The organism is Terriglobia bacterium, from assembly GCA_036496425.1.
In the GTDB taxonomy this organism is placed as follows: Bacteria; Acidobacteriota; Terriglobia; order 20CM-2-55-15; family 20CM-2-55-15; genus 20CM-2-55-15.
Map to the genome: position 1 here is coordinate 1 of DASXLG010000021.1, position 24,483 is coordinate 24,483.

Below are 24,483 nucleotides of genomic sequence, written 5' to 3' on the forward strand. Positions count from 1 at the left end.
CTGGCCCTGCCACGTCGTTCTGGTCGATTGTTTACATGAGAGCCGGATGCGGGAGATCTGCATGTCCGGTTCGACGAGGGGCGAGTGAGTCGGCCTCTGGCTTCGCTCACTCGCCTACTCTACCGTCATCTGCGGCTAAAATCTCTACTTGGGCGCCGACTCTCCGCGCAGGAAAATCAACTGGCTCGAATTCAGTGTTCCCCTGAAACCGAGGACGCCTACAGCGCCGGTAGCTGAGATCTGCAGGTTGCCGTTGTCATGGGGCAGGGACAGCGGGATGAATTGCCGTAAGAGCTGTACCGTTCCATTGTTTGCGGCGAGCGTGAATGACGTAGTACCCAGCGCCGTTCCTGTCGTGGATGTGAGCGTAAGAGTAACAGTTACGGCGGCAGCCGTCGCGTTTACGACCGCGATACCGGTGTAGGTGTTGGTCGTTTCACCTGTCGGAGTCATGTAGAACTGAGTCCCGGGATTTGCCACGAGGGGAACTCCGGTGGCTAGTGCACCCGTTAAAAAGCGGACCAGCCCGTATACCGCCGGAGCCACGCCGAATAATGTATTGGTGGTTGACTGCGACGACACTGTGAAATAGCCCTCCGTTACAGAACCGGCCGACGACGACGTCCCGAAAAGCGCGTTGAACTCGAAATCCTGGCGTTGCCCCGGCGCGAGCGTAAGAATGACCGGTTTGGAGCTCAACGCGGAACCGGCCAGAGTATATGCAGTTAACGAGACGCTGGCCGGAGTCGCGCTGCTCGTTGAGTTGACCATCGTTACGACCGTATCGTATCCAGCGCCGAACACAAAGTATGGAAAGGTCGTGGCGGAGGCCACCGGCGCGAGCGAAGTTGTCTCTTCCGGTTGGCTGTTCGGATTGTTCAGCAAAACCGTACGCACGGCTCCCGAGGCAACGATGGAAATGGTTCCCGAAAGCGGAAGACTCGTACCTGGAAACAGACTCGTGAAGGATTGACGCAATGCGCCGTGCGATTTAACTGTCGGGTTTGCGGTGGCCAGCTGGGCTCCCAACAATGAAAGAAGAACCACCTGGGCGCTGACGTCGGAACCTGTAGGGTTCTCCATCGTGAGCATCGGGACATCGGCGCTCGTCCGCGAATCGAACGGCAGAAAGGTTTTGGAAGAATCCAGCGGAGACGCGATTCCAAATTGGGTGCTGCCGATCGTCGCAATGCTATTTGCAACGAGGTGATTCGATGAGGTCAATTCCACCGCCGCTATTCCGGCAGCTGAAGCGCCGCTTCCGAAAATGTCCGTCAGGGCCAGGGAATTGGTCTGCTGCCCCGTCAGATTGAGCGTCACCTGATTGGATGCGATGTTCGCCAGCGTGCCGTCCTCGGCTCGAGCCACTGCGGTGATTGCAGCAGTGCCGCTGTCGGTGTTTGCAATGGTCAACACGTCGGCATTGACAGCGGAAGGAACAGGAAAGAAAAGGTTCGAGACAATCACCGGGGCCGTCGGCACAGTTGGAGCCGGTGGCGTGAATGAGGCCATGTAACGCGGAATGGCGGTTGAGGGGAATTGCGTGTTCGGCACAGCCGCTCCAATGGGTCCCAACGAGGCCTGAACCAGGGCGCTGCCTGATCCGACGGTTCCTGTTATGCCGACCATTGGCATGATCGAGAATTGATCCAGTATCGCCTGGCTCGGTGCGGCGGCATTGTACTCGTAGATGACCTGGTTCGAAGTCGACTGATTTGTGATCGTCAAGGGACCACCGCCAATAATCACGTTTGCGCCCGTCCCCGAGTCGCTCCCGATAGGACTTGGAAATGTAAGCGAGATACCATCCGGCAGTCCGGTGACCTGAAAAACGATCTGGGTCTTGTTCGTCTGGCCCAGAACTCCCACAGTGCTCGAAAAAGCGCCCAAAAACGTTTCACCAACCACATAGGTGCCGGGAGTCGACACGATCGTGTTGTTCGCGATGAGAAGCGTCGAGCCACCGTTATTCGTTATGGAAACGCCGCTTGCAATCCCGCGCACCACCGGAACTGAGTTCTGCCCGGCCACAATCAGGTTACCGGATGCCGAGATTGCCGCATTCAGCGTCGTAAACGCCGCTCCTACTGCCGAAATTCGCAAGCCGGACAGCGTAACGGTGGATCCCGCGCCTGCACCCGCCGGTATGCCGATAATCACATCACCGGCACTCGGAATCACCGCCGACAGCGTTGCGGCCGCCAATCCGCCTGTGCCCACCAGGGCGACGCCACTAATGTCTGTAAACGCGATGTTTGGAATGAAGAACTCGATCGTACCGGACTGAGTGGTTCCGGACTGGACAAAAAATGTGACGGGACCCAGGAGCTCGGTGTATCCCAGGCTATTCAGTACGGAAGTCGATCCGGCGACACCAAACGTGGCCTGGGCTTCTGCCGAATGGACATTGACGACGAAAAAAAAGAGTGCTGTCAGCACTCCGCACGAAACAAAGCTTAAAACTTTCGACTTGTTACGCATTCAGAACCTCTTGAAACAAAACGTGCCATAGCTCAAAGCCCGGCTCGCTGGTGGAGATCAAAGAGCAAGGATTCCTTCAGAAAGATGGAAACCCGCGTGTGGCGTGGATTCTATAGAGTGTCGATACGGAAGTTCAAGTTACAAATTGTTGCAACTGATTGTTATGGTGTGAGTTGTTTTTGCAGAGCGTGCATTATTTACCCACGCCCGTCAGTCATGGATGAGCTTCTTGATCTCTTTCAGCTTGGATTTCAATTCGTCCGTTGCCGCATCGGCATCGCTATGCGTCATCAGGACGTGAGGAGTTATAAGAACAATAACTTCGCTGCGGCTCTTTGCATTCGAGGTGTTTCCAAGCAGGGGACCGATGCCGGGAATCCGTCCGATCAGGGGAATACGGTTACGTTCGAGATCTGTACTTTCGCGAATAAAACCGCCGAGCGCAATGGTTTGGCCGTTTTCAACAACAATAGTTGAAGTAACGGACGACTTGGCAATGGCGGGAGCAACGATCGCGGAAACGGTATTGGCGCCGGCGGAACTGATTTCCTGGGTGATGTCCATGGTGACATTGCCGCTCTCGTTGATCTGCGGTTTAACCGTCAGAATGACCCCTGTTTCCTCGTATTGGATGGTTTGAGCGAAGAGGTTTGTACCTCCCGTTTGAACTGGAGTAACGGACGATGAGGTCGGCACCGGAACCTCAGTCCCCACTTCAAATTGTGCCTGGGCATTGTCCGACACCAATAGGGACGGCGCGGAAAGCGTTTTCACTCTCGATCGATTATCGGAGGCGTTGAGAAAGGCATCCAGCTCCCGCGTCCGGCCGATGAATCCAAACGTCTGTGCAAGGAACGAAGGAGGCGAACCCTGAAACGATGCCGTTGTTTGCGCCGGCTGCAGTGTTCCGCGGGTCTGCAAAGCCGCCGTAACACCGAACGAGAGAGTATCATCGAGATCGACCTGATAGACCTGAGCATCGATGAGGACCTGGCGGCGCAAGACATCCAGCTGCTCGAGCGTTCGCTCAACCTCCGCATATTCCTGCTGAGTCGCCTGTACGACCAGCATGTTGTGGGTTTCGTCGGCGATAATCCGGATTGTCGTTGCCGGGGTCAGCGGTACACCGCCCGCCGTACCGCCCACTCCGGCCGTTGGTTGCGGCAATACCTGCCCCGCTGCCTGCGGCGGATATCCTGCAGCCTGCTGTTGCAGCGTGCCGGCGTTCCCCGGAATCCCCCCCGGTCCAACGGCAGGTTGCGCCGCCAGCGTGGATCTCAAGCCATAGAGTTCCGCCAGCACTTTCTGCAGGTCCGAGGCCTTGGAGTTTTTAACCTTATAAACCCAATTCCGGTTGCCCGCTGTCACGGTGGGTTGATCCAGCTGATTCAGCCAACGCTCCACTTCAGGAAATACGTCGGCATTCGGTGTCACTACCAATATGGAATTGAGACGGTCGATGGCAATGAAACGGACCGCACTTTGTTTTTCGGACAGTCCATAACCGGCAAAAATCGTTCGCAGATCTTCAATGACGTCCCGGGCGCGATTGTTTTTGACCTGTAGAAGGCGAACACGATCTCCCTGAAACGTTGCCGTATCGAATTCGTCGACGATCTGCAGCAGCCTTCGAACATTACTCCGGCGGTCCGTGAGCAGGATGATATTGCCGGTATCGTGGACAACAATGTTGCCGGCATCGGTCAGGTACGGCATCAGGACCTTCGACATTTCCGACGCGGCAACGAATTTCATGCGAATGATCTGCATGACGACCTGATCATCCGGTGCAGTAGTGGTCCGCTGGTCCAGCACTTCGATGGGCTGCCGAACCGCCGTGTTTGCCGGAACGATCTGGTAGAAGTTGCCGCTCTTGATCATCGTGGCGCCGTTGACTTTCAAAATGCTCTCCAGGATGGGAAGCAGGTCGGAGCGCTTGAGCGTTTCTGAAGTATTGATGTCGACTGTCCCTTTTACCGCAGGATCGATGATGTAGTTCAGGCCCAGTTCACTGCCGATGATCTGAATGACTTGCCGGATATCCTGATTCACCAGATGCAGCGCGACATTGGCGGCCGCATCGTTTTGGGCCGGCGGGGCCGGCGGTTGAGGCGCCTGGCCGAGAAGAATCGTAGAGAAAATGACTAAGACAACAGTAATTTGCTGGAACTTGCTCATTGTGAAGGGTCGTCTATGATGTTGTCGCCGAAGGGAGTATGAACAAGGATTTTCCTCTTGCCCGTCGGCGACGTCGTTATCGGTTGAGGCGCAAAGGGGTTTGAAGCTGGTGCCGGAGTGGCTGTGACAGGCGCCGCTACCGGCCCGACTGTCACGACCGGCGCGGGCGCCGCCCCAGAGCCTCCCGTCTTCCCGTAATCCCGGGCAACCTGGGCGGTCGGATCATCGATGTTCAAGGTTTCTTTCACCTCGTCCCACTGGACGGTTACCGTCTTCTCCCGAATCTCCACGACCGTCCAGCCATCAAAAACCTCGCCGGCGCGCACCGGGCGTGCGAATCGCGACTGAGCGTCGGCGGGCGCGAGCATCGCCAAAAGGTTCTTTCCGAGCATGATGGTCCCATAGAGAAGCGGCTTTGGCTTCTTGGGCTGTTGCACAGCCGGAGCTGTTGCCACAATAGCCACATCGTTCCGGTCGAAACTGAAAGGGTCGTGGGCGGCAATTTCCGGCCAGTCTTGCCTGGCCGGAGCATTGCCGGTGTTCACCGGCTTAAGGAGAGGCTTGCCGGATTCCGGTTGTATGCGGCTGACCTGATGATTTGCCGAAAAGGCCTGGGTGTCGCGGCGGAGGCGCACAACGCCAAAAACGACGAGACCTAGCAAGACAATATCCAGAAGCAGCAAGCGTCTGGACATTACTTCACCTTCTCTTCCGTAACCAGAAGCGCGATCCCGACGATCGTCAGATTCGCCCGCAGCGTCTTTTTCAGTTCTCCCAGTTTAGGAGCGTCGTAGGCAGGCTGTACGGGATCGATTTGAGCGTTACGCACATTCACAATCTTTGCGGAATTGCGCAGCTGATTCAGAAACGCGACCAGCTGGTTCGGTGTCGCTTCAAACGCCGTCTGCATTGTCAGTTCGCCCGTGAGTTCATCCACCTTTTTAGGCGGAGTCGTCGATCGTTGCGTGAGATCGATGCCGACGGTCTTCGCGCCGTCTTCGACCGTCCGCTGCAGTTCAGCCGCGCCTGCGGCATCGTTGGTGAAAAAATGCGTCTTCAGCTCGTCGAGCTTCTTTCGAACATCGGTTTTCAGCGCCTCGTAGTTGCCCCGGTGGGAAAGCTCGCGCCGGTACTTTCTCAATTCTTCTGTTTTGTCGGACGACGTGCTCGATGCGCCGCGCAACTGATCGTAAAAGGGTAACAAGCCCTGCGACGTGATGAGATAGATCGCGACGGAGACGCCCAGGATGATCAATGCGCGGCGGTTGCGCTGGCTCCCTGTTGCGGTCATGGGCGGCCTTTCACCGACATTGTCAGGGCAAACCGGTCTTTGCCGGTCGCATCGCGCGTGATCGGCGCGCCAAACTGGACATCCGTGAACACCATGCTCTTTGCAAGCGCGCCTTGAACATTGAGTGCCGAGGCGGATACACCGGAGACGGTGATCGTTTCGTTCTGGTATCGATACGAGACGATAAACGTATCGGGAGGCAATGCTGTCGCCAGCGTGCTCAACGCTTTCAGGTTTTCATCGCGGCTGGTTGCGTATTTCTGCAGCTGGTCGAATCGTTTGGTCACTGCATTCAATTCAGACTCTTCACGAACCAGGCTCTTGACGTCCGGCTCGAGCCGGGTAATTTCGTGCTGGATTTGGGATGCATAGACCCGCTGCTGGTACGGTTCTCTGAAGAAAAATGCGATCGCCAGGACGACGAGACAAGCAGCGAGAGCATAACTTGCAACCAGCTGCGCCTTTGCCGACCGGCGGCGCAGCCGGGGCGGTATCACGTTGACGTCGTAGCCTTCGAGTGTGGCTCCGCTGAGCGGCGCGCTACATGACTCGAAAAGTTGCAGCCACGGATCGAGAATCGACTTCGGGATGATCACGACCGTGATGGTGAGCCACTTGGATTTTTCGGCCGGCCGTTCGACGAGGTGGTCCCAGTAGACTTCCTGTTCCGGCCAGGACGAAATCCCTTCGATCTGGAGGGTCAACGCCGATTTCAAATCCTGCTGCACGTCTACCGGCAGTTGTAATTGGCGGACGATGCCGTGATCCCGGGCGAGGGAGAGGAAACAGCGATTGGCATTCTTTCCCAGGAGAGTTTTGAGCTGCGTGCCCTTGTCGTCACCGGCAATGGCCGCCGCCTTGACGACCCTTTCCTTGGACAACATCGAGCGCTGGACCAGCTTAAGCGACAGATCGGCGGGGCCGGCTTCGATGCGCCACAATGTTTCAGGCATTCTCATCGTGAATACAGACGCGGGAGGACGCAAAAAAGACGAGAAGAAACCTTACTTCCAGTTTTTGACGTCTGCGCCGTCGCCGTCGCCACCCTCCTGGCCGTCGGCGCCATAGGAGAACAGGTCAAAATCGCCATGCTGGCCGGGGCAGCGATAAATATAGGCATGTCCCCAGGGATCGGGAGGGACGTCTTTTTTCAGGTAAGGCCCATCCCAGTTCTCGAGACCGGAAGGCTTGACCCGCAGAGCGTCGAGCCCCTCGGCGGTAGTCGGGTAGCGGCCGACGTCCAGGCGGAACAGATCAAGAGTGCTTTCAAATTCCGAGATCTGTTCCTTTGCAGTTGCCTGGTGGGCCTTTTCGACATTTCGAAACAGCCTGGAGCCCACAAGGGTGGCAAACATGGCAATGATCACCATGACCACCAGCAACTCGATCAAAGTGATACCTCGATCTCTTTTTTGAATTGCTTCACTCATATTTAAAATCCCACTGCATCGTTGATGCTGAAAATAGCCATGAGCATCGAAAGTATAACCGTCCCGATGATGACACCCATCACCAGAATAACTACCGGTTCGAAAACGGACGTCAGTGCTTTTACAGAGGTCCGGACGTCCTTGTCGTAGGCATCCGCGATCTGAAGCAGCATGGTATCTATATGGCCCGTTTCTTCGCCGACCTCCACCAGGTGCACCGCCAGATCCGGGAAGACACCGGTTTCCTTCATGGGCCGCGCGACACCCTCACCACGCTTGGCGCCGTCCGCGATCTTCGAAATCGCTTCGCTGACGATCTGATTCCGGACGATCTGTTGCACAATCCGGACCGCCGAAATCAAAGGAACCGCGCTGGCCGTCAGGGTCCCGAGCGTTCTCGCGAACCGCGCCACTTCGATCTTGAGGATTGTCGGTCCCAGCAGAGGTATCCGGATTCGGATCGCATCCCATTGTCTGCTGCCTGCCGGACTACGCATCCATGTGCGAACGCCTAAGACAGACAACGCCAGGGCGGCGGCAACAACCCACCAATAGGAACGGGTCACTTCGGAAAACCACATCAAAGCCAGAATGCCCGCAGGTATTGCCGCCCCGGCATCGGCAAAGATCGTGCTGAATTTGGGAATTACGAAGTAGAGCAGAATTCCGATCGACCCGACTCCGACGGAAGCAAGCAGACAGGGATAGATCAGAGAACTGACCAGATAGCCCCGCATCTCGTCCGCCGCCTGTTCGAATTCCACAAGCCGGGCCAGAATCGGATCCAATACGCCGCCGGCTTCTCCGGCGCGGATCATGTTCACGTAGAGGCGCGAGAACTGTTTGGGATGCGCGGCAAGCGCTTCGGCGAGTGACTTTCCGCCCTTGATCTGTTTGAGGACGCTTTCAACCACAGTCCTGAGGGCTGGTTTCTGCGCCGTGTCCGCCGTGATGCTCAGTACGCGATCGAGCGGCAGCCCGGCGTGAATGAGCGTCGCGAGCTGTTCGGTGAAAAACAGAATATCGCGGCGGGAAATCCCGCGGAGCTGGATTTTCGGCAGCCCGGAGGAGCGGCTTTGAAATGGTGGATCGACGGTAACGGGAATCAGGCCCATGGCCTCCAGTTGCGAAACAGCCGATCGCTTATCCGCCGCTTCGAGCCTGCCTTCGGAGAATTTGCCCTGAGCCGAAACCGCTTTATAGAGAAACGTCATATTCCATCAGCTCAATCTGCGTCATCTGCGGCTCAGACTTCCTGCGTAACACGCAGCACTTCATCGGCAGTCGTGATTCCCGCCAGAACCTTATTCCAGCCGTCTTCCTTCAGAGTGCGCATACCGGACTTGATGGCCTGCGCCTTCAAAACCGTCGAATCCGTTTTGGTGACGATCATCCGTCTCAGCTCTTCATCGATATCCAGCAATTCGTAGATGCCGAGGCGGCCCTGGTATCCGGAGTGACCGCACCTGGCGCAACCGCGGCCGCGCTTGAGTTCGATCGTTTTGCCGAGCCCGGCGGTTGGGAAACCCGCGTCCTCGAGAGTCGCGGCGGGCGTAAGCACGGCCTCGCTGCACTCCCTGCAGTTCACCCGCACCAGGCGCTGCGCGAGAATCCCGATCAACGACGACGCCAGAAGGTAATCTTCCACGCCCATATCCACAAGGCGTGTGATCGCGCTCGGAGCATCATTCGTGTGCAGCGTGCTGAAGACCAGATGGCCCGTCAATGCGGACCGGATCGCGATTTCCGCGGTTTCCAGGTCGCGGATTTCTCCGATCATGATCACGTCCGGGTCCTGCCGCACGATGTGGCGCAAGCCGGTGCCGAATGTCAGACCGATTTGCGGATTCGCCTGAATCTGATTGATCCCGTCCATCTGGTATTCGACGGGATCCTCGATCGTAATAATCTTGCGATCGGGGATATTGATGCGCTTCAAAGCGCTGTAGAGCGTCGTTGTTTTGCCGCTGCCGGTGGGGCCCGTCACCAGGAAGATGCCGTGCGGCTTGGACGTCATCTCGCAGATCTTGTCGTATGAGTTTTCGGGAAATCCAAGCCGGCGCAGATCGATCAACGAGGAATTGGATTGATCGAGAATACGCATGACGACGCTTTCGCCATACATTGTCGGCAGGGTCGACACGCGCAAATCGATTTCCCTGCCGAGGACCTTGAGTTTGATGCGGCCGTCCTGGGGAAGCCGCCGTTCGGCGATGTTCAGCTTCGCCATCAGCTTGATACGGGAGATGATCGCAGCCCGAAGCTGATTTGGCGGCGGATCGATATTGTGAAGGACACCGTCGACGCGATAGCGCAGCCGGAGATCTCGCTCGAATGGTTCGATATGAATATCACTCGCACGCGACTCGACGGCACGGGAAATGATGAGATTCACCATCCGGATGACGGGCACTTCTGAGGCGAGGTCTCGAAGGTGTTCGATGTTATCTTCGTCGGCCGCCGAAGCGCCCTCGCCGATCGTCTCAATCAGCTTTTCTCCACCGGCATCGTCTCCGCCGTAGAGCTTTTCGAGCTGCTGAGTGATTTCCGATTCGGATCCAAGATTGAGATTCAATCGGAATCCGGTCCGGAGTTTCACGGCCGACTGGGTTTCCAGATCCAGCGGATCGGCCATCACGATCGACAGCTGGTCGGACTCGATGTGAACCGGAATGGTGTGAAAAGCGCGCAGAAAGCGATAAGGCAGGCGGGTCGCTTCGAGGGGAACGGCAGGGTAGTCACCCTGAAACAACGGAACCTGGAGCTGCTCGCTTAGAACACTGAGTACGTCACGCTCGGCGACGTACCCCAAGTCGATCAGAATCCGCCCGAGCTTGTCTTTCCGCTCCTGCTGCAACGCCAGTGCATTCTTCAAATCTTCTTCGGAAATGAGGCCGCGGTCGCGCAGCATCTCGCCGAGCAGCTTTTTTTCCGTGGCGGCCGCTTCCATTAAAACTCTCGAACGATAACCTGCGTCGGATCCTGTTTCTTGAGGGTAAAAAGAATCTGGCTGGGAAGATCCGGAACGTCGGCCGGGTTGGAGTTGAGCAGATAAAGCACAACCGTGACACTTTCATTCGGGCCGATGGACTGCATTGCGCCGCTCTTCTTCAACAACGCTTCGATTTTCTGCGTAATCTGCGTGCGCCGTTCGTTGAATGTCTTACGGACCTGTTCCGGAGTAGCGGGACTGCTGAACGGACTTCTGGTCGGCCCGAGCGCCGCTTCAAGCGTAATGACCGCGCCATAACCGTCCAGGTATGTGGCCTTCGGAAGATCGACATAGCTTCGTCCTGGGACGACAGAACTTACCGCGTCCCCGATCGCTTCCCGCAAGCCGCGCGCTTCCTTTTTGAAGCTGTCCATTTGAGCCTTATCCACTTCGGCAAAAGCCGTGGTAGTGAACAACAGCAGAAAGCAGACGATGAGTTTCTTCATAAAGTTAATTCCTTACCCGGGGCGCCGTGAGCGCCGCGAGTTGCTGAATATCCGAAGAGTTGGTGATGTTTTCACGTTCGGCTGCCCGCTGGTCTGCCTCGATCAAGTCCATTTCGCCGCGAACCCGCTGAATCTCTTTGACGAGTTGTTGATAGTCCGCTTGCTGGGGCGGCGCCTGAGGCCTTGGCGTAAACGTCACCACGGCAAATGCCACCGCTGCCGACGCCGTCATCGGACCCAGCCAGCGCCAGAGCCACCCTGCAGCCCGGGGCTTCTCGAATTCGAACCGGACCCGGTGCGGGGGCTCGATGTCCGGGGAGGATTTAAGCATCCTGTACGTCGATTCAAAGTGCTCCACTTTGGCGGACGGATCTTCAAAAAGGTTGTTTAAATCGGACATGGCTAATCTCCCCCCAATATCAATCTCAATTTCTCAAATCCCATATACAACCGCGATTTCACGGTCGAGACCGGCGCATCCTGGATGGCGGCGATCTCCTCGAACTTCAGGTCTTGATAGACCTTCAGGACCACGACTTCGCGCTGATCCTCGGGCAACTGCTGCAAAGCTTTCTCCACGGCGAGCCGGTTTTCGACGGAAGGCTTGGATGCCCGCGTTTCCGGCGCCAACTCCACAAATGTTTTGCCCTGGTCCTTCCTCAGCTTGGAAAAACATGTGTTGTGAGCAATCCGGTACAGCCAGGACGAGAATCGGTCCCTGTCCTTTAGAGTCCCCAGCTCCCGGTAGGCCTTCATGAACGAGTCCTGGCACAGGTCCATGGCCTCGTCCCGATCCCCGATCATCCGTAAGATGAAGTTGTAGATCGGTTTTTCCCACTCTCGGACCAGGAGATTGAAGGCCTCCGCGTCACCGTTGAGAACTCGCTCGACGATCTTCCGATCATCGACCGGCTTTAAGCCGCTCAGTTTCAAACTGCGTCCTCACAATCTAAGACTCTGGGAAAGCGTAAAAAGACGAAGACTATCAATTCTGGTCGGATAAAACGCGGAACGGGTGCCGCAGGAACTGGAGGCCAAAGGAGACCAGGCTGAGGAAGTTCTTCCAATCGATTGCCGTGACCTGACGGAATGCTACGAGAAGAACCATATATATGGGGCAGAAAATAGCGAAATCCGTCGAAATTTTGATTGGAATCATATACCGGACGATTTCCCAGGCGGCGGGCAGAGGCGCCAGCTGATGAAAGCCCGTAACCGCCAGCGCCGCAAAAACACCGGCCGCGATCGGCCGAAGGTAAACATCTTCAAACACCGTGCGGAAGGAGTTTTCAACGTAATTGCGGTGAAATGCGACGAGCAGATACCCGGTTGCTGCGAGGAACGCAATGCAGGTGCCCGCCGCCGCTCCGGCCGCGCCAAAGCGTTGGACCAGGAGCAGTCCTAAAACCGGTGTCAGGATCGCCAGCAGAACGGTTCCCCGCATATCGAACTCCGGTCTTCCGATTCCCGCGCCGGTCTGGCTGGCCGGTCCGCCAAGGATGTTGGCGGCGTAACCGATCGCCAGAATCTGGACCAGAATGACGGAGCTTTCGAAGCCCTTACCCAACCAGAGGGTTAACAGCGCTCGCGCTTCGACGGTCAGGAATGCGGCCATGGCTATCGTCAACATGGCCACATATTTCGAAGACAGCAGGTACGTCTGGAGAATCCTGTCGCGATCCTTGCGCGCCCGCAGTTCCGACGTCGCCGGTATCAGCGCCGAAATCATCACCAGCGGGACGGCGCGCATGAACAGTGTCAGCCGGGAGGCAACTTCATAAAATGAAACGGCAGCCGTACCGAGGAAACGCGAAATAATCAGCTTCGGCACCTGGAAGGAAACGATCCCGCCGACGCTGCTGACTTGCATCTTCATTCCATACGCCAACATGCTGCGCAATAGCTTCGAATCGAACCCGGCGCTCAAGCCGACTTCAGGCATAGCCCGCCGAACCGCCCAGCAGGTCACGGCGACGGCGATACAGGCATTGAGCAGCGCATTGGAGGCCAGTCCCAGTATTCCCCATCCCGCCCGCAGAAAGAAAACCGTGCCGGCCGCATTCAGGATGCTGAGCCGGATCTCCAGCGAATTGGACTTATCCATCCGTTGAATGCCTTTGAAAACGGATAAGACCATCGCGGAAATGTTTGAAATCGCGGATGCGAGCAGGACGAGAAGATAGGCGGTCGAGGCCGCGGAGGATATGTGGAACATCTGAAACAGCGGCCGCTCGAGCAAGAGACCGATGGAGACCAGGCCGATTCCGAACAGGCCGTAAAAGAACAATCCACATATCAGGACGCGGCTCATGCTGTCGTAGTCTTCGTAGGTGTAGTACTCGGAGATGTACTTCATGAATACGCCGCCGAGATCGAACAGTGGAACCTGGCCGGGGTTGAATGCGCTGATAAAGATCGTCATCAGCACCCAGGTCCCGAAGTCGCCTACGTCCAGGCGCGACAGGATATAAGGCGTCAGCAGAAGGGTGAGAACAAAGCTCCAGCAGCGTCCCAGAAAATTGAAGAAGGTATTGGTGACGAGCTTCTTGGAAAAATCTCCGAGGAAGGTAACGTTCCCATCCATTGGTTCAGACCGCGTCCTATCGGGCTTGTCTAAACGTTTTGGGGTCCGTCATCGCAAGGCGGTGTACCTGCTGCGTCTTGAACTGCAGTACGCCGTTACCGTTTGAATCGTGGCGTACCTCGTTTGCGTAGTGCGTGTAACCGAGGAAGAAGTGATAGCGGAGCGCCCAGTAAAAGTGCGTATCGAGAAGAGACGATACGCGGCCGGTTCCGCGCCGTTCTTCCCAAAGAAGCAAACCTCTGGTTAAAGGATTGGTTGCCGTAGAAAAAATCCGATACAGTCCATGGAAGCGCTTCAGCAGTCGGGTCCGCTTGCCGTTTTCGATAAAGCGGCCGCGCAGTTCCGGGTGAAGCTCGATGAGCTTACCGAGTGAGTAACCTGCCTGCTCGCAGCGCTGAATAAACTGCTGATAAGTCGGAAAGTATTCGTGTACTGCCTTCGCGCCGGGTCCGTGCACCATTCGTGACCCGTGCCGCTCCAGGCGGTAACCCAACTCGATGTCTTCCATGCCGTACATCGCAAACTGTTCGTTGAATCCACCCACGTTCTGTAACACCGGGCGGGCGGTCGAAACGTTGCCTGTATGGTAGTAGGAGAAGTCCATCGGCCCGCAGGCAATGCTGTAGGGATTGAAGATTCCGCGGTCGCGCAAATAGCGGAGGAATGCGTCAGGACAGTCGTTCCATGGCGTTATCAGACCCCCGATGATCGAGGAACTGTGGTGTTTCTGATGGTATTCCCAGTGGTTTTCGACCAGATCCGGCTCTGCTTGAATATCGTCATCGATAAAAAGGACAATGCCGCCCGTAGCTTCCCGTATCCCGACATTGCGAGTCGCGGCGGCGCCGCGTTTCTTCTGGAAAAATGCTTTGAGGCCGGGATATTTGCGGGATTTCTGGCCGAGGACGCTTTGCGTATGGTCGGTAGAGTCGTTGTCGATGACAATAACCTCGTATTGATCCCGCGAAAGTGTCTGATGTTCGATCTTATCGATCGTTCTGGCCAGCAGATCGGCGCGATTCCACGTCGGGATGACGACACTAACCTTGGGCACGCAACTTCCTTTGGATTACTGCGACAAAGACGTTTCGGTCAGACGAACCCAGGGATGATTAGAACCGCTCCAAGTATCCCTAGTTTGAATAAGATACGGAATATACCGAATATGCTCAACTAAAGCAAATATGAACAGAATTTTGCTCTGGAATGAGTATGCCCGGGAGACGAACCGTTTCTCCAGAAAATTCCACAAAATGTTTCGGTCTTTCCAGGCGCCGAATCTATAAAACAAGAATAGGGAGTTCCTAAAAGAAAAATAATTTTCAAGGGTTCGGCGTTTGCCTGGGGTCAAGTCCTGCGTAAAATGCCGGACGACGGCGTCGCGGACGTAGACACATGTCCCGCCGCGAATCCACAGCTTCCAACTCAGATCAACGTCCTCGCAATACATAAAGTAAAGCCGCTCATCGAAGCCGCCGGCGTCCTCAAATGCCTTGCGGCGAATCAAAGCCGCCGCACCCGAACACCAGCTTGTCTCGCCTGTGACCGAGTCGAACGCCTTCGGATGCTCACGCGGGCTTTGCCTGGCCTCGCAGATCGCAATGCGGGAATCGGAGTCCGCGCGTGCGAGCAGCTTTTCGACGCATCCGGGTTCGATTTCGGTATCCGGATTCAAAAGAAACAGAAATTCGGCGGCACCCTGTCCCGCCAGCAGATTCATGCCCCGGGCAAAGCCGTTATTTTTCCGGGAGCGCTGCAGGTAAGCCCGAAACGGCAGGCGGCTCAGGGCTTCCGCCAGCACTTCCGGCGTCCCATCATGCGAACCATTGTCCAGGAAGTAAGCCGTCACCGGAATCGAGATGGTGCAGAGGCTTTCGATCAGCCGTGCGATCAAGCCCTTCGAATTGTGAACGATGATGAGAAGGTCAACTCTTGACAACACGACTGCCTTCCAGATAGGCCGTACACAGGAGCAGGAGGCAGAAACGCCACACGAAAGTGACTGCTTTGATGGGAAATAAGAGCCGCTTCACGGCTTCTGACTGCGCTCCAGCGCAGCTTTATCGGAGATTGTGTAAGCGGCCTGATTCGCGATTCGTCTTTGAAGCGCCTGAGCGAGTTGACCGATCGCTCGAAGGTAAGCGCGAGTTTCGAACATTGGATCCGGATCCTTCCTCATGGAGCGTGCGTGGATCCGCGGCAGGCTTAAAATATGTTCGAAGATCATCGCGGCGTCCGTCACATTTTTCCAGATAAACAGATACTGATTTTTGCGAATCGTATTATCGACGAAGTCATTGCTGAACTTTGCCTGAGTGGTGCCGCGGTGTTTGTGCACCACGCGGCTGGCCGGCGCGAGATGACATTTCCAGCCCCGTTTCCAGGCCTGATAGGACAGATCCGTGTCTTCCACATAAAAGGGGTGGTACAGCGCGTCAAACCCGCCGAGCTCGAGAAATTTGAGCCGGTCGACGGCACAGGATCCTCCGCCGGCCCAGAAGACCGGGATGGTTTCGCGCTGATCGTCTTCAGGCCCGATCTCGTCATGCCAGAAATAAAATGCCCCATTCTGAAAACGGGCGCGGGTTTTGCCTGTTTCTTCCCGCCGCCGTGTGGAGTCCTGAAAGAATATTTGCGATGTGACAGCGAAGACGGAAGGATCGGAGAAGCCGTGCAGCAATGGGCGCAGAAAGTTGCGCTCGACGATCATGTCGTTGTTGAGAAAAATCACGGTGTCGGTCGTGATTTCCGCAACTCCGCGGTTGTTGCCTTCGGAAAAGCCGTAATTGCGATCGAGCGGAAGAACGCGAACGGTTGGAAAGTGCTCTCGTATGAAGCCGACACTTCCGTCGGCGCTGCCGTTGTCGACGACCATGACCTCGTGGCCGCCGCCTTCGGCTTCGATAGCCCCTATAACGGAAGGCAGGCTTTCGGCGAGCAAATGACGGCCATCCCAGCTGACAATCAGTATTGTGCAACGCGGGCTGAAGCCCGCGACTACAGGATTGAATGTAGTCGCGGGCTTCAGCCCGCGTTTGAATGTTCCGGCCACGACAGCAGCCGCAAGACATACGGCGACAAATAAATCCAAAGGCAGAAGCAAAACGACGTACGGTAAGACCCGCAGCTTCGAGCTCATTTGAGGTAAGCGGTCAGGCCGTCGCGCCAATGCCGCATCTGATTCAGGCCGAGTTCCTTCAGACGTGCATTTTCGAGCACGGAATACCGCGGTCTGACGGCCGGAGTCTTGTAGGAATCAGATGTTGCCCGTGACAGGTCGGCTTCCACGCCGGAAATTTCGAAAATTGCCCGCGCAAATTCGAACCACGTACAGGAGCCCTCATTAGTCATGTGGAACAGGCCGAAGTTTTCGCCCGGAAGAACGCGCGCGATCTGGTGGGCCAGATCGACCGTGTAAGTCGGCGTCACCACCTGATCATCGACAACCCGGATCGCTTCTTTCCGGCGCGCCTTCGCGAGCATGGTTTGAACGAAGTTTCCGCCCTTGCCCTGGCTGCCGGCTGCTCCATAGAGCCCGCAAGTGCGAATCGTGAAGTGTTTCCGGCACAGCGCGCGGACCAGCAGTTCGCCTGCGAATTTCGAATTGGCATAAACGCTGAGCGGAAAGGGCTGGCTCGTTTCCTCATAAGGCTGCCGCACCTTGCCGTCGAAGACATAGTCCGTGCTGACATGCACCAGAACGGCGTTCAAGTCGTTTGCGATCCGGATCAGGTTCAAAACGGCAAGAACGTTGGCAGCGTAGGCCAGGTGCGGATGCGTTTCGCAGTCATCGACGCGATGGTATGCCGTTGTGTTCAGCACGACTTCAGGCCGCGCGTCCATTAATACGGATCGCGTCCGCTCATGGTCGGTCACATCGAAATCGTGCCGCGTGAAACCGTAAATGGTGTGCGATTGCAACGCCTTCGTGAGATCCTGTCCGAGTTGTCCATTAGCGCCGAGAAGTGCGATCTTCATCCGTTCCTGCAATGCTATTCCCCCTTGGCCGCAATTCCGGGTCTTGTCATCCGTAACGGATCCAGTATTTCGGCGAGCCGCTTGGGCGGCAGAATCTTCCTTGCGGCAGCAACCTCTCGAACCGTCCGGCCCGTTTGATAAGACTCTTTGGCGATCGCAGCGGCCGCATCGTAGCCGATTTCGGGTGCGAGTGCCGTGCACATCGCGAGACTCTGCTCAACCATTTCAATCGAGTGTTCCGTGTTCGCTTCAATTCCTGAAATGCATTTTTTTGCCAGATTGACGGCTGAAGAAGACAGCAGCCGGATGGATTCCAGGACATTGTGCGCGATAACCGGCATCATGACATTCAGTTCAAAAACGCCGGACTGGCCGCCGATCGTTACAGCCAGGTCGTTGCCGATCACTTGCGCTGCCACCATCAGTAGCGATTCGGCGATCACGGGATTTACCTTGCCCGGCATAATCGATGAGCCCGGTTGAGTGTCGGGCAAGGTGATCTCGCCAATACCGCACCTGGGGCCGGAAGCCAGCCATCGAATATCGTTGGCAATTTTCGTCAGGCTGACGGCGATCGTTTTGAGCACGCCGCTGGTCTCGACAACAGCATCTTTGGCGCTCTGTGCTTCGAAGTGATTTTTTGCCTCATGGAATTTCAATCCGGTGAGCTTTGACAGGTGCTGGATGACTTTTGCCGCGAACTTCGGATGAGTGTTGATTCCCGTACCGACGGCCGTACCGCCCAGCGGTAATTCACCCAGCGTGTCGCGCAATTTTTCCAGGCGATGAATCGAAAGTTGTACTTGCCTGGCATAACCTCCGAATTCCTGGCCGAGGCGAATCGGCGTTGCATCCTGAAGATGCGTTCTTCCGATCTTGACGACACTGTCGAATGCTTTCGCCTTTGCTGCCAGCGCCGCGTGCAGCGTCCGCAGAGCCGGTATCAATCCATGTTCAATGGATTCGAGCGCCGCAACGTGGATTGCCGTTGGAATGACATCGTTGCTCGATTGCCCCAAATTGACATGGTCGTTGGGGTGGACCGGGTCCTTCGAGCCGACGACTCCGCCCAGTAACTGAATGGCCCGGTTCGAGATGACCTCGTTCGCGTTCATGTTGGTGGAGGTTCCGGACCCGGTCTGAAAGATATCGACCACAAAGTGCCGGTCGAGTTTCCCGTCGACCGCTTCCTGTGCCGCTGCGATGATTGCGTTACCCGCTTTCTTATTCAGAAGGCCCAGATCCGTATTGACCCGGGCCGCCGCCAACTTGATCAGACCAAGGGCTCGAATGAATTCGCGCGGAAATCGAAGATCGCTGATGGGAAAGTTTTCGACGGCCCGCTGCGTCTGCGCACCGTACAGCGCATCAGAGGGAACCCGCACCTCGCCCATCGAATCCCGTTCGACCCGACTACTTTGGTTTTTTCCAGCGGTAGACTTCATATGAAAAAGAAAGGCCTCTGAACCGAATGCCTTCCGCCATCAACCTTTCTTGTTGGATCCAGGCGTACTCACCCGGGGTTCGGATTTTCCCTCCGGCGCCAACCACTCGATGCCACGGCAGACCCGGCGGGCAATTGCGAATAGCTGCCGCAACCTGGCGGGGTCCGGTACCCACGATCCGGCCTATCTCTCCGTATGATAAGACACATCCCCGCGGAATGCGGCTGACGAGACGATAGACTCTGCCGGCCAGTACGTTCATACCCCTGGCATTTTAAGACCTTTCGGCTTACGAATCTTAGAACCGGCTCGTCTAAACCGTGGAAATCGTGGATAATCGTCCGTCATTTAAGGGGACACTAAATGACTGAAAGGACATTCAATGTTTAGCCTCAAACCGAAAGAGGGCGGGAACGCACCGGTAATGCCGCCTTCTCCTCCGCCAAGCACCAGTTTATTAAAGGGCGGAATTGCGTTAGCCCTCCTTCTTATTCTGGGACTCGGATACAACGCCTACTCGTCGCGATCCAGCCTGGACGACCGCATCGACGGTCTTGAAAAGCAACTCGCCGATCAAGCCGACCAGATAAAGAGCGTGAAGAAACATGACAATGACATGGCGTCCGATATCGATGTCATGACAAAGCGCGTCGGCGTCACCTCGCAGGAACTGGACGCTTCGAGAAAATTTGCGGAAAAGTTGAAGGCCGACCAAGAGAACGCGAAAGAACAGCTTGCCAACGAACTGGCCACCAAGGCCAGCACCAGTGACGTGGCAGCTGCGCGGCAGGAAGCGACTTCCAAGGTTGCCGAAGTTCAACAGGTTGCTGAAACCAAGATCGGCAGCGTGTCCAGTGATGTCAAGAAGGTCGACGCGCGGGTCGATGCCGCCAACAAAGACCTGGCCGACAACCGGCGCCAGCTGAGCGACGTCCAGACGAATCTCAGCGCCCAGATCGCCAAGAATGGTTCCGAACTTTCCGATCTACGCAAGAAGGGCGAGCGTGACTACTTTGAATTCACCCTGACCAAGCCCAAGAAAAATGAAATGACCCGCGTCGCCGACATCCAGCTGCAGCTCCGGCGCACCGACGCCAAAAAAGCAAAGTACGACATGCTGATCCAGGTCGACGACAGCAAGCTGGAAAAGAAAGATCAAGCCCCCAACGCGCCGATTCAGTTCCTGGTCGGCCGAGACAAGCTGCGCTATGAGGTTGTTGTCAACTTCATCGACAAAGACAAGATCAGCGGCTACTTAAGCACCCCGAAGGACAAGGTGCTTTCCGCCGAACGCCCGAATTTCCGGCCACAATAGGGCGGAAAGGGGAAGAAACCACAAGAAGCACAAGACGCACAGGAAAAGACAAGCTTTTGTGCTTCTTGTGGTTTCTTCCCCTTTTAAAGTCTGTGCCCTGTGATTGCCGTTGCGAAAATGAGCGCGGCCGCGATCACTTCCACCACCAGCCATCCGATCCGGTAATCTTTCTGTTCTTGTGCTTGTGCCGAATATCGAATACCGGCAAGTGCGGCAATTACGATTGCCGAAGTGATTCCAAAGCCGGCATGGCCGGTGACGGCGCCTTTGTCGACATGAACCATCTCCGCGAGTTGGAGTCCCGTTCCGACCGCCGCCAGGGCGCCCACCGCAGCCCAGAGTGTCAACCCATATCCCAGGCGATGTAATTCCGGTCTTCGGGTGTACACGGCCCAGGCATCGTAAATCGTGGCGATGATCATCAGCGCGATCGGGAAGTGAACGATCAGTTTATGAATCGGAACATCAAACATAGGGTTTCAATCAGTCCAGAGGCGGCTCGAAACAGAGCCTGCAGCGCGCTTCGTAAGCGTCCGTGGCGCCGACCAGGAGCAGGTCGCTGTTCTCGACCAGCCGCTGCGTCCGGTTCGCCGGAGCGCCGCAGCGGACGCAAATGGCGAGTGTTTTGGTGATGTACTCCGCGATTGCCAGCAATTGCGGCATTGGATCGAAGGGTTTGCCCCTGAAATCCTGGTCGAGGCCGGCGACGATCACGCGTTTGCCCGTATCGGCTAACTTATTGCAGACATAGACCAGGTCCAGATCGAAAAACTGCCCTTCATCGATTCCGATGACCTGCGTCCGGCCATCCAGTAAATCAAGGATTTCCCGCGGCCGCGTCACCAGCTGGGATTTGATCTTCATGTCGCTGTGGCTGACGATGTGATCCTCGCTGAAGCGGTCATCCACTTTTGGTTTAAAAATCTGAACGCGCTGCCGGGCAATCTGGGCACGCCGCAGCCGGCGGATCAATTCTTCGCTTTTTCCGCTGAACATGCTGCCGCAGATCACTTCGATCCAGCCCAGATTTACGCGTTGATGGTGCAGTTGCTCACTCATATCGAATCGAACGAAAAGGACGCCAATTATACTTATAATGATTCGCGATGGCAGAAATTACTCGACGATCATCGATTCCGGTTAACGTTGGCGGCGTTTGGGTTGGCGGCAGCCATTCTATTGCCGTTCAATCCATGACCAATACGGATACAGCGGACGTCAATGCCACCGTCAAACAGACCGAGGCTCTTTCCGCTGCGGGGTCGGAGCTGGTTCGAGTGACCGTGAATACCCGCGAAGCCGCCCAGGCTCTGCCGGAGATTGTAAAGCGCCTTCGCGACCGGCATATCACCGTCCCGATCATCGGCGATTTCCACTACAACGGTCACATTCTGCTCCGCGAGTACCGCGATTGCGCGCGTATGCTCGACAAATACCGCATCAATCCCGGCAATGTGGGCGTCGGACGCCAACACGACGACAACTTTCGAGCCATTATCGAAATTGCCAACGAGTATGCTAAACCCGTCCGGATTGGAGTGAACTGGGGCTCGCTGGATCAGTCGCTTGTCACGCGCCTGATGGATGAAAACGCCAGAAGCGCCGAGCCCAGAGACTCGCGCTGGGTCATCATGGAAGCCATGGTGCGCAGCGCCATCGATTCGGCGGAGATGGCCGAATCCTACGGTATGCCCAAAGACCGGATCATCCTGAGCGCAAAGGTATCCGGCGTGCAAGATCTCATCGACGTGTACCGCGAATTGGCGCGCCGGTCCAGTTACGCTTTGCATCTCGGTCTTACGGAAGCGGGGATGGGACGGAGCGGCGTCGTCGCGAGCACCGCAGCTCTCTCCGTCCTGTTGCAGGAAGGTATCGGCGACACGATCCGCGTCAGCTTGACACCTTCACCCGGAGGCGATCGTACCGAAGAGGTGCGAACCTGCCAGGATATTCTGCAAAGTCTTGGAATCCGCACGTTTTCGCCTCGTGTGACGGCATGTCCCGGCTGCGGCCGGACCACCAGTACACTTTTCCAGGAAATGGCAGCCAACATTCAGGAGTATTTGAGTTCCCAGATGCCGGTGTGGCGCCAGACCTATCCCGGTGTCGAAGGCCTGAAGGTCGCCGTGATGGGCTGCGTGGTGAACGGGCCCGGTGAATCCAAACACGCCCACGTTGGAATTTCGCTGCCGGGCACCGGTGAAGAACCGAAAGCCCCGGTTTACGTGGATGGACGGCTGATGACGACACTAAAAGGCCCGACCATCGTCAATGACTTTATTGCGATTGTAGACAATTACCTCGAGACGAGGTTTGGGAAATGATTTAAGTTTCGAATTTCTAATATTAGGAGCCTGAATGCCGGCCACGTTAGCTACCAAAGAAGATCTCAACTTCAATCGGATTGTCTCTCAGCAGTTTGACCGGGCGGCGCAATACCTCAAGATCCATCCTGCCCTCCTCAGTCAAATCAAGGCATGCAATAACGTCTACTACTTTCAGTTTCCGGTGCGGTTCGGCGGCGACCACTACGAGATCTTCGAAGGTTGGCGCGCCGAGCATAGCCAGCACAAGAAGCCGGTCAAGGGCGGCACGCGATTCAGCGAGCTCGTCAACCAGGACGAGATCATGGCTCTTGCCGCGCTCATGACGTACAAGTGCGCCATCGTCGATGTGCCGTTCGGCGGTTCAAAAGGAGGCATTCGCTTCAACCCGAAGAAATACTCGGAAGAACAGCTCGAAAAGATCACCCGCCGGTTTACGGCGGAGCTCATTCGCAAAGGGTATATCGGTCCCGGTGAAAACGTTCCCGGCCCCGACGTCGGTACGGGTGAACGTGAGATGTCATGGATGGCCGATACCTACGACACGTTCAATCCCGGTGGCATCGACAACCTCGCGTGCGTGACCGGAAAACCCGTTTCGCAAGGCGGCATTCACGGCCGGCGCGAAGCCACCGGACGCGGCGTCCAGTTCGGCATTCGCGAGGCGTTCCAACAGGCCGAGGACATGAAGAGACTCGGGCTGAGCACCGGCCTGGAAGGCAAAACCGTCGTGTTCCAGGGTTTCGGAAACGTCGGCTACTACGGCGCAAAATTTTTATCGGAGGAAGACGGCTGCAAAGTTGTCGGTATCGCGGAATGGGATGCAGCGCTGTACAACCCGAAAGGTATCAATGTTGAGGAACTGAACAATTTCCGGAAGGATACCGGCTCGATCAAGAACTTTCCGGGCGCAGAGACTCTTCCGGGTCCCGATTCGATCTGGGATGTGCCCTGCGATATTTTGATCCCTGCCGCGCTGGAAAATCAGATCACTCTGGAGAACTGCGATCGCCTCCAATGCAAGGTCCTTGCGGAGGCGGCAAACGGCCCGACCACACCCGGCGCCGAAGAACGAATCCATGGCCGTGGCATTTACATCATTCCCGATATCTTTTTAAACGCAGGCGGCGTTACCGTTTCGTACTTCGAATGGGGGAAAAACCTCTCCCATATGCGATTCGGCCGGCTTCAAAAGCACCTGGAGGAAATCAAGAACCAGAGGCTCGTCAGCACCATTGAAAAAATGATCGGCAAACCCGTGCCCGACGCGGATAAGAAGTATCTCGCCCACGGTCCGGATGAAATCGACCTTGTCAATTCCGGACTCGAAGAGACCATGGTCAGCGCCTACCAGGAAATCCGCGAGGTCCACCACGCCCGCGTGCCCAAAGAAAGCATGCGGACCGCGGCATTCATCATAGCGATCAAGAAGGTGGCCTTGACCTACGAGCAGCTCGGCATTTTCCCGTAAGGGGGAAGAAAAAAATAGGCCGCAGATGCCGCAGATGCTGCGGATAACGCAGATGGGCGCCAATAGGTTCATTTTACGCGCCCATCCGCGTTATCCGCGGCATCTGCGGCCTATTTTTTTCTTCCCTTTTGTCATACCAGTTTTGATAAAGTGACACCCAATTCCGGATGAGGAGTGTCCTTTAGGAGTACCAAATGAAGACAAAAGTCATTCTGACGATGTGTGTTGTCTTTGTCTGGGGGCTGGTCTCGAGTGTCTTTGCACAAGTGCAAGCGGGAAGTCCCGAGGATAAGGCGTTTCAGAAGATCGACGCGGAAAGCAGTCCCGACGGCAAGATCGCACTGCTGATGGATTTTGAAAAGCAGTTTCCGCAATCGAAGGCCCTCAGAGAGGCCTACCTGCAGCTGCTGCAGATCTATCAGGACAAGAACGACCAGGCAAAGATCATTGAATACGGCGAGAAAGCAATCAAAGTCGATCCAGGCAACGTCGTCGCATTGTTGACGGCGAGCCGCGCGTACTCCCTGGACGGCAAGAATGCCAGTGTG

24 protein-coding genes are annotated in these 24,483 nt (G+C 56.2%); 4 read left to right on the plus strand and 20 right to left on the minus strand.

Annotation, left to right across the window (positions count from 1 at the left end):
- Nucleotides 1-144: 144 nt before the first annotated feature.
- From VGK48_01515 to VGK48_01600, 18 genes are all read right to left on the minus strand, one after another.
- Nucleotides 145-2,481: a hypothetical protein gene (locus VGK48_01515; GenBank protein HEY2379835.1), complete on the minus strand. Its 2,337-nt coding sequence runs from the start codon at nt 2,479-2,481 to the stop codon at nt 145-147.
- A gap of 210 nt (nt 2,482-2,691) precedes the next feature.
- On the minus strand, nt 2,692-4,659 hold the full coding sequence (gene gspD / locus VGK48_01520) for a type II secretion system secretin GspD (protein HEY2379836.1): 1,968 nt from the start codon (nt 4,657-4,659) through the stop codon (nt 2,692-2,694).
- A complete protein-coding gene (locus VGK48_01525; protein ID HEY2379837.1) occupies nt 4,656-5,354 on the minus strand; it encodes a hypothetical protein in 699 nt (232 codons plus the stop codon). The genes gspD and VGK48_01525 overlap by 4 nt, the downstream gene beginning before the upstream one ends.
- The gene (locus tag VGK48_01530; GenBank protein HEY2379838.1) at nt 5,354-5,950 is read right to left on the minus strand and encodes a GspMb/PilO family protein; all 597 of its coding nucleotides are present in this window, start codon (nt 5,948-5,950) and stop codon (nt 5,354-5,356) included. Before VGK48_01530 ends, VGK48_01525 begins: the two co-directional genes overlap by 1 nt.
- Entirely contained in the window at nt 5,947-6,903 is a 957-nt protein-coding gene (locus VGK48_01535) for a PilN domain-containing protein (GenBank protein ID HEY2379839.1), read from the minus strand. The genes VGK48_01530 and VGK48_01535 overlap by 4 nt, the downstream gene beginning before the upstream one ends.
- 51 nt (nt 6,904-6,954) lie before the next feature.
- Nucleotides 6,955-7,380, minus strand: a complete 426-nt coding sequence (gene gspG / locus VGK48_01540) for a type II secretion system major pseudopilin GspG (protein HEY2379840.1) — start codon at nt 7,378-7,380, stop codon at nt 6,955-6,957.
- 2 nt (nt 7,381-7,382) lie between these two features.
- Nucleotides 7,383-8,594: a type II secretion system F family protein gene (locus VGK48_01545; protein HEY2379841.1), complete on the minus strand. Its 1,212-nt coding sequence runs from the start codon at nt 8,592-8,594 to the stop codon at nt 7,383-7,385.
- A gap of 32 nt (nt 8,595-8,626) precedes the next feature.
- Complete coding sequence (gspE, locus tag VGK48_01550) at nt 8,627-10,330, minus strand: type II secretion system ATPase GspE (GenBank protein ID HEY2379842.1); 1,704 nt, start codon at nt 10,328-10,330, stop codon at nt 8,627-8,629.
- Nucleotides 10,330-10,818, minus strand: coding sequence for a hypothetical protein (locus VGK48_01555; GenBank protein ID HEY2379843.1), 489 nt, complete (start codon nt 10,816-10,818; stop codon nt 10,330-10,332). The genes gspE and VGK48_01555 overlap by 1 nt, the downstream gene beginning before the upstream one ends.
- 4 nt (nt 10,819-10,822) lie before the next feature.
- Complete coding sequence (locus VGK48_01560) at nt 10,823-11,218, minus strand: hypothetical protein (protein ID HEY2379844.1); 396 nt, start codon at nt 11,216-11,218, stop codon at nt 10,823-10,825.
- Between the two features lie 2 nt (nt 11,219-11,220).
- Entirely contained in the window at nt 11,221-11,751 is a 531-nt protein-coding gene (locus VGK48_01565) for a sigma-70 family RNA polymerase sigma factor (GenBank protein ID HEY2379845.1), read from the minus strand.
- Between the two features lie 52 nt (nt 11,752-11,803).
- Nucleotides 11,804-13,402: an oligosaccharide flippase family protein gene (locus VGK48_01570; protein HEY2379846.1), complete on the minus strand. Its 1,599-nt coding sequence runs from the start codon at nt 13,400-13,402 to the stop codon at nt 11,804-11,806.
- A gap of 16 nt (nt 13,403-13,418) precedes the next feature.
- Nucleotides 13,419-14,456 (minus strand): glycosyltransferase family 2 protein, encoded by a 1,038-nt coding sequence (locus VGK48_01575; GenBank protein ID HEY2379847.1) that lies wholly within the window; start codon nt 14,454-14,456, stop codon nt 13,419-13,421.
- A 15-nt stretch (nt 14,457-14,471) separates the two neighbouring features.
- Entirely contained in the window at nt 14,472-15,344 is an 873-nt protein-coding gene (locus VGK48_01580) for a glycosyltransferase family 2 protein (GenBank protein ID HEY2379848.1), read from the minus strand.
- 87 nt (nt 15,345-15,431) lie between these two features.
- Nucleotides 15,432-16,541, minus strand: coding sequence for a glycosyltransferase family 2 protein (locus VGK48_01585; GenBank protein ID HEY2379849.1), 1,110 nt, complete (start codon nt 16,539-16,541; stop codon nt 15,432-15,434).
- Nucleotides 16,538-17,380, minus strand: a complete 843-nt coding sequence (rfbD, locus tag VGK48_01590) for a dTDP-4-dehydrorhamnose reductase (GenBank protein HEY2379850.1) — start codon at nt 17,378-17,380, stop codon at nt 16,538-16,540. The genes VGK48_01585 and rfbD overlap by 4 nt, the downstream gene beginning before the upstream one ends.
- 14 nt (nt 17,381-17,394) lie before the next feature.
- A complete protein-coding gene (locus VGK48_01595; GenBank protein ID HEY2379851.1) occupies nt 17,395-18,825 on the minus strand; it encodes a class II fumarate hydratase in 1,431 nt (476 codons plus the stop codon).
- Between the two features lie 475 nt (nt 18,826-19,300).
- Entirely contained in the window at nt 19,301-19,432 is a 132-nt protein-coding gene (locus VGK48_01600; protein HEY2379852.1) for a hypothetical protein, read from the minus strand.
- A gap of 9 nt (nt 19,433-19,441) precedes the next feature.
- Here VGK48_01600 and VGK48_01605 point away from each other — a divergent pair, with 9 nt between their 5' ends.
- Nucleotides 19,442-20,140 (plus strand): hypothetical protein, encoded by a 699-nt coding sequence (locus VGK48_01605; GenBank protein HEY2379853.1) that lies wholly within the window; start codon nt 19,442-19,444, stop codon nt 20,138-20,140.
- An 83-nt stretch (nt 20,141-20,223) separates the two neighbouring features.
- Here the strand turns inward: VGK48_01605 and VGK48_01610 are convergent, their stop codons facing one another.
- Together VGK48_01610 and VGK48_01615 are read right to left on the minus strand one after the other, a co-directional pair.
- Nucleotides 20,224-20,613 carry a DUF2231 domain-containing protein gene (locus tag VGK48_01610; GenBank protein HEY2379854.1) on the minus strand — a complete coding sequence of 130 codons (390 nt, stop codon included), beginning with the start codon at nt 20,611-20,613 and terminating at the stop codon, nt 20,224-20,226.
- A 10-nt stretch (nt 20,614-20,623) separates the two neighbouring features.
- A complete protein-coding gene (locus tag VGK48_01615; protein ID HEY2379855.1) occupies nt 20,624-21,199 on the minus strand; it encodes a thymidine kinase in 576 nt (191 codons plus the stop codon).
- Between the two features lie 47 nt (nt 21,200-21,246).
- Between VGK48_01615 and ispG the strand changes: the two genes are divergently transcribed.
- The 3 genes from ispG to VGK48_01630 all read left to right on the plus strand — a co-directional run.
- Nucleotides 21,247-22,464: a flavodoxin-dependent (E)-4-hydroxy-3-methylbut-2-enyl-diphosphate synthase gene (ispG, locus tag VGK48_01620; protein HEY2379856.1), complete on the plus strand. Its 1,218-nt coding sequence runs from the start codon at nt 21,247-21,249 to the stop codon at nt 22,462-22,464.
- A gap of 34 nt (nt 22,465-22,498) precedes the next feature.
- Nucleotides 22,499-23,935, plus strand: coding sequence for a Glu/Leu/Phe/Val dehydrogenase (locus VGK48_01625; GenBank protein ID HEY2379857.1), 1,437 nt, complete (start codon nt 22,499-22,501; stop codon nt 23,933-23,935).
- A 194-nt stretch (nt 23,936-24,129) separates the two neighbouring features.
- Nucleotides 24,130-24,483: hypothetical protein (locus VGK48_01630; GenBank protein HEY2379858.1), on the plus strand; the 354-nt coding region annotated here is incomplete at its 3' end.